Source organism: Spirochaetales bacterium, from assembly GCA_016930085.1.
Taxonomy (GTDB): Bacteria; Spirochaetota; Spirochaetia; order SZUA-6; family JAFGRV01; genus JAFGHO01.
In genome coordinates this window covers 1-5,788 of sequence record JAFGHO010000031.1, presented here as the reverse complement: position 1 = coordinate 5,788, position 5,788 = coordinate 1, and the positions used below count along the sequence as shown (strand labels likewise).

Below are 5,788 nucleotides of genomic sequence, written 5' to 3'. Positions count from 1 at the left end.
CTGTATACCTACAAATAAACACACGGCTCATACCATGTCGATCGAGTACCGCCCGACCCGGTTTATGTATCCTGATCCGCTATCTGCCCCACTTCTCCACCGCCCGGTTTCCCAGTGACTGTTCGCCCGCGGAGTTCGCGTGGCAGCCGTCGGCGACTTCCGAATTGCGGAGCGTGAAGGTTCCCGAGTATATCACGTTCAGCGACGAATCGTTTCCCGCCTGCTGCGCGAGTCTGTCGGTCGACGGAGGGCCGTCGGCCCCGCCCGCGAGACTGCACACGTTTCCTTCGGGGTAAAGAGGCTGTCCGGTGATGTAGATTGTCGCGCCGGGCGCCGCGTGCTGCCGCGCGGCGGCGATCATCCGTTTCACCTCGTCATAGGTTGCGCCCTGTGAAAAGATGCATATCTGTACCCAGACGGCGCCCGGCTTTCCGTATTTGTCCGCCTGCCGGTCGAACAACTGCCACGAGCCGGAATTCGGGTCCGTCCAGTTCTGAACGACCATACCTCCCGTGCCGTAACCGCCCCACATTCTCCGGCCGCCGACCGCGCGGTACCCGTTTGCGACGTTTTCCGCCATCGAGCACCCGCAGTACCCCATTGTGTTTTCACCGCCGCTTCCGGAGGTACTGGTGGTTGTGCTGCCCTGGTTCGACGTGGTCGTCGTGGTCGACGACCACTCCCATGTGGAGGTTGTCGTGGCTGTGCCGCCGCTGCCGCCGCCGGATACCGTCTGTCCCGCTCCCTCGCATGCGGATCTGGAAATACAACTCATGTTGTTTTCCCGGCCCCAACCGCTCGATGTAGTGCAGCAGAGTGGATATTCGGTACCGTACCAGGTGCATGTACCGCATCCGAGCGCCCCGCCCCCGCCCGAAACGGGGGGATTTGTCTGAGAAGGCGTATTGTTCGCGGTCGATGACGTTGTCGTGGATCCCCACCACCAGCTTTGTGCCGTGATATTCGCTGCCGGTACGAGGAAAAGAATCAGTATAACGATTCCTCCAAAAAAATCACTTTTTTTCATTTGTCACTCCTTCTGTTTTACTTTTGCAAACTTGCTCATGCAAAAAATTCATTGCTCGGCAACATTTTTTTTCAATACATGAGATTATGCTACGTTATTTTATTTTGTTCCTGATTGGGAAGTAACCTTCGGATTGCCGTAAAAAATCCGCAATATGTATTTATTGGCCCTTATAATGGCTTGATAAATTCGAATCGTGAAACCGGACGGCCTGAGGACGAGGGCTTCATTCCTTCCCGTTTTTCTTTTTGGCGTCTCCCAGGAGGTTGTCGAGCAAGGGAATGACATCCGGTTTTGTCTGAAGTGCTTCGATGTTCTCTTTCTGTATGGCCTGATAAACTTCCTGGCGGTAGACCTTGACGTGCCGGGGTGCGCGGATTCCGACCTTGACCTGGTCCCCCTTGATGTCGACGATCGAAATTTCGATCCTGTCGCCGATCATGATGGTCTCATTTATCTTCCTGGTGAGTATCAGCATGATTTTTGCTCCAGGCTCATGAGTTCATCAATAATGCTGTGCCGTATTTTCCATTTCTGGTTTCGCATGATCGATTGGCGTGCTTCCCTTGTTTTACGGTTGATGATGATCGGGCCCTGGAGGTTTGCGGTCATTTTCGAAGGGTTTTCGGGAATCGTGACGATGGTGAAACAGAGAATGTCTTCGTCGTTTTTTATATTGATCTCGGCAAGCTCTTCCTCCTCGATATCCAGTTCATAATCGGTACGGAAAATTTTCGGATTAATGAGGAGAAAAGCGATTTCCGCCACATCGGTCGATTGAAGCCAGTAAAAGGGCTGCTGCTTGGCATCGAGAAGCACGTAGTTCTTGAAGTTCTCGAAGCCGAAGAGTCCAAAGGGGAAATATATTTTCTGGCGTTCATCGACATCGATTGCGCCGTATGGTTTTGACACCACCCTCATCTGCTGTTACCTCAAATAATCAAGAAGCGTCGGTTCCATGATCCTCGCCGTGGTCTGCAATGCCGCCTTGTGCGTATATTCGAGCATCTTGAGTTCGGTGATCGCCTCGGAAAGATCGAGGTCGACTTCTTTCGAGTTCTGCTCGATCACGACCGGCTGTTCGTAATGAAGCCGGTTTTCCGTCACCTCAAGGCGCCTGTCTTCGGCGCCGAGGCGGGCCACATGGGTAAGCAGATTGTCCATCGCAATATCGATACTGCCCAAAACGGCTCCGCCGATCTGTTCCGTATCGCCTTCAAGAAACCTGTCACGGACGAATATCATAAGATCGAATACCGAAGCGCCGGAAGCAAGCGCGTCGTTTGAAATATTGGCCGGGGGGATTCCTCCCGCTTCCTTCAACATGCCGAGATCTCTCAATACGGTGCCCGCACCGGCGTCCTGCAGCCACATTTCATGTGGAACCGTGGTCTTAAGATACAATGAATTGGTGACGGGGTCAAGCTGAGCCAGTACCGGGGCGGCGGATTCATTGATTCTGCTGATAATGGCGGAAATGTTGTCCCCCGCTTTCAATTCGATATTCACCCCGTCGATCCGGATCACCGAGTCTTCCTGAACCTGGTATGAGGTCGCGTCGAGGTTGGCGTAGATATGCTGATTCTCCGCCCAGAAAACATAATTGCCGGGAATATTCGCATCGGCGAAAGCCGCTTCCGATATTTCTCCGAGGTTTCTTCCGATATTGCCGATATAATCGACCTTGACGACCCGCTCCACCGAATCCATCCGGCCTTTGGATATCCTGAAGGGATCGATATTGGTCCGGTAACCACTGAAAAGTGTGGTCCCGTCCCCGTAACGGGCGTTCGCGATATGGAGCAGTTCCTTCAAGTGCTGGTCGACCTCCTCCCCCATATAGGCAAGGTCCTGTTTCGTGTAGATACCGTTGGCGCCCTGCACCGCGAGTTCCCTGATGCGATGAATAATGTCGACCGCCTCACGAAGGTATCCTTCCGTAAACGCGTTCTTTCCCCTGATCGTCTCTACGTTTTCCGTGTACTGCTTCAACCTCGCGAGCTGTGACTGGAACCGGACGGATCTCGAGGCAGCGATGGGATCGTCACGCAGGTTGTTGATCTTACTCTGTGTCGCCATTCTATTGTTCAGCTGGTTCATTTTCCATTCACGAAGCCGCAGATGGTACTGCATGTCCCGGCTCGGCATGTATGTGCTTATCCGTTTCATAGGCTTTTAAACCCCCATCCTGTTGATGATAAGATCGATCATTTTGTCCACTTCCGAAACGAAACGGGCGGCCGCGGCGTACCCGTGCTGGAACTTGACCATATTGGCGAGTTCCTCATCCATATTCACCCCGGAGATGGACTCCTTGATCGTGTTGAGTTCTTTCATGATCAGACTCTCCGTCTGAAGGGCCTTCTCGGCCTGTTCCCCCTTGAGACCGATCTCGGCGACCACGTCGGCAAAGTAATTGTCGAAGGTCGTGATCTGTCCGATCATGACCGGTTCCGTACGAAGCCGCGCGATGGCCAGGGCGGCCCTTCCGTCGCCCTGTCCCCCGTCTCCTTCGACAAGGTCGAATGACGTCGCGATCGTTCCGGGATTCCGGACGATCTCGGGATTGACCTGAATCCACGCCGCGGGGTGCGCGAGCGGCGCCACCGCAGATTCGGTCCCGGCCCTGAGGACATCGACGGCATCCGGCGCGCCCCAGTCGAAGGCCCCCGCTTCTCCCGGTTGGGGAAGCATCCCCGCGTATCCGACGAGAAACTGTCCCGAATCTTCGAGGTGGCGGAGAACGAAATCGGGATTACCCGTCATCGATGCGGGTACCGCCTTGAGCGAGAGAACGCCGTCCATATTGAGTCTCGCGACAACCTCCGCCCCCGACAGATTGATTCTGTTGATGAGGTCTTCAACCGTATCGGTCGGATAGTAATCGACGACGACATCATCGATCGGTCCTGGCAGGGTGAGCGATCCGCGGAGTCCTATCTGCTCTTTCGGCGAGAGTTTGTTCGTGCCGTTGATCCTGAAAACATAGGAGACATCATAGGTCCCGTCTCCGTCCCGGTCGTAATTGCCCTTCAGGTTATCGATAAAGGGATATTCGACGAAAAAGTTTTTCCCCGTTTCCCCGTCGAGACCGTACGCCCTGGAATGGATTTCATTCACCAAATCGATGAAGTTCATGGTCATGAGGTCGAGTTTCTGTATTTCCAGCCTGACATCGGCGTCACGGAGTTCGAGAAGCGACGCGAGCTTTCCGCCCCGGAAAAAAATGTCTTCGTCGGTCCCCTTCCAGATGACGCGGGAATAGCCCTCGTTCAACGGATCGGGCGCCAGATCGAGGGGTTCGTATTGTTTTCCCTGAACGACATGGAGACCGCCGATGTAGACGCTGTACTCGTCGGGATCGCGCGTATTGATCGACAAATCGGCGTATGTGGACAATTCCTGGACCAAAAGGTCCCGTCTGTCGAGGAGATCGTTCGGGTTGTCCCCCATTGCCTCGACTTTCACGATTTCTTCGTTCAATGCCGCGATACCCCGCAGAATATCGTTCACCTGTTTGACGGCCCCGCGTACTTCGTCCTCGAGCATGTCGCGTATTCCCCTGAGCCGGCCGTACATGTCGTGAATACGGTCGATGAGGCTTTCACCCCGCTTGAGAACGGCCTCTCGCGAACTTCTTTCCGCAGGATGAAGCGAGAGTTCCTGCCACGCCTTCCAGAACTCGTCGAGGTAACCGCGAACGGAGAGTTCCATGGGTTCGTTATACACCTGCTCGAGCATGAGGATAAAATGGTCCCTCGATTCCCAGTAACCGAGACTGTTTGCTTCATCGACAATCCGTTTTTCAAGAATCATATCTTTTATCCTCTCGATCCGCTGTATCATGACGCCCTGGCCGATTTGGCCCGGTGTTTCTTCCCTGTTGAGCCCGGGAAAATAGAGGGGTGGAAAGGCGTTCATCTCCACCCGCTGACGGGAATATCCCTCCACGTCGGCATTGCTGATATTGTGGCCGACCGTGGAAACTCCCTGTGTATGAGTGACGAGACTCCGCTTCCCGATCTCGATGCCGGAAAAAGTCGACTGCATGTGTTCCTCCTTGAGTTTCCCGCTAAAGTTTCCTGTTTATCATGACGGGAATCTGGTCCGCCTGCTTTGTTTTTCCCTCCCGGGAATATATTTTCCCTTTTGTATAGGGATACAATTCCTCGAGTATATGGTAGATGAGGTCGTATACACCGTGGACATAATAGCCGAGGCTTTTTGCCGTCGCCTGGACCCTGATGACCTCGTATTTCAGTGCCGAAGAAAAATCGGAGATTTTCCTTCCCATATCGGTCTCACACATCTTGAGTAATTCCTTGAGCCGGACCTTTTCTCCAAGACCGAGGGATCTTTTCAATTCCAGAAATTGCGTGTTTCGTTTTTCCTCGATATAACCGATCGCCTTCCCGGTTTCGTTCATCCGGTTGATCGTTTCTTCGAGTTCTTCCCAATCACGCTTTTTCACCACGTCTTTCAACTCCTCGATTTGTGCGGTAAATCCGCCGAAAAGCGCTATTTCGTCTTTCAGGATCGTGATATAGGTCTGACATATCTTTTTGTGGCCGTTCGTATCCATAAGCCTCCCTCTCTCTTTTCATTTTCGGTAGGAGTCGGTTATCTGTTTATGAAATAAATCCGTAAAAAATGAAAAGGCGCGTGGGTACCCGCTGAAAACGGCGGCTTCCGTTGAAAACGGCGGCTTCCGTTGAAAACGGCGGCTTCCGTTGAAAACGGCGGCTTCCGTTGAAAACGGCG

At 53.4% G+C, this 5,788-nt stretch carries 6 protein-coding genes; all 6 read right to left on the bottom strand.

Translation table 11 applies throughout. The features are described from left to right. Positions 1-79: 79 nt before the first annotated feature. On the bottom strand, positions 80-1,027 hold the full coding sequence (locus JW881_05830; protein MBN1697011.1) for a hypothetical protein: 948 nt from the start codon (positions 1,025-1,027) through the stop codon (positions 80-82). Positions 1,028-1,253: 226 nt separating this feature from the next. After that, a complete protein-coding gene (gene csrA / locus JW881_05825; protein ID MBN1697010.1) occupies positions 1,254-1,505 on the bottom strand; it encodes a carbon storage regulator CsrA in 252 nt (83 codons plus the stop codon). After that, positions 1,499-1,948: a flagellar assembly protein FliW gene (locus tag JW881_05820; GenBank protein ID MBN1697009.1), complete on the bottom strand. Its 450-nt coding sequence runs from the start codon at positions 1,946-1,948 to the stop codon at positions 1,499-1,501. Before JW881_05820 ends, csrA begins: the two co-directional genes overlap by 7 nt. Positions 1,949-1,954: 6 nt before the next feature. Continuing rightward, complete coding sequence (locus tag JW881_05815) at positions 1,955-3,196, bottom strand: flagellar hook-associated protein 3 (protein ID MBN1697008.1); 1,242 nt, start codon at positions 3,194-3,196, stop codon at positions 1,955-1,957. Between the two features lie 6 nt (positions 3,197-3,202). Then, positions 3,203-5,077 (bottom strand): flagellar hook-associated protein FlgK, encoded by a 1,875-nt coding sequence (gene flgK, locus JW881_05810; protein MBN1697007.1) that lies wholly within the window; start codon positions 5,075-5,077, stop codon positions 3,203-3,205. Between the two features lie 22 nt (positions 5,078-5,099). Then, on the bottom strand, positions 5,100-5,609 hold the full coding sequence (gene flgN / locus JW881_05805; GenBank protein ID MBN1697006.1) for a flagellar export chaperone FlgN: 510 nt from the start codon (positions 5,607-5,609) through the stop codon (positions 5,100-5,102). Positions 5,610-5,788: the final 179 nt, after the last annotated feature.

Excerpts from the sequence above, each read along its gene's own strand:
- flgK (MBN1697007.1), bottom strand. The coding sequence starts at position 5,077 with ATGCAGTCGACTTTTTCCGGCATCGAGATCGGGAAGCGGAGTCTCGTC.
- JW881_05830 (MBN1697011.1), bottom strand. The coding sequence starts at position 1,027 with ATGAAAAAAAGTGATTTTTTTGGAGGAATCGTTATACTGATTCTTTTC.
- JW881_05815 (MBN1697008.1), bottom strand. The coding sequence starts at position 3,196 with ATGAAACGGATAAGCACATACATGCCGAGCCGGGACATGCAGTACCAT.
- csrA (MBN1697010.1), bottom strand. The coding sequence starts at position 1,505 with ATGCTGATACTCACCAGGAAGATAAATGAGACCATCATGATCGGCGAC.
- JW881_05820 (MBN1697009.1), bottom strand. The coding sequence starts at position 1,948 with ATGAGGGTGGTGTCAAAACCATACGGCGCAATCGATGTCGATGAACGC.
- flgN (MBN1697006.1), bottom strand. The coding sequence starts at position 5,609 with ATGGATACGAACGGCCACAAAAAGATATGTCAGACCTATATCACGATC.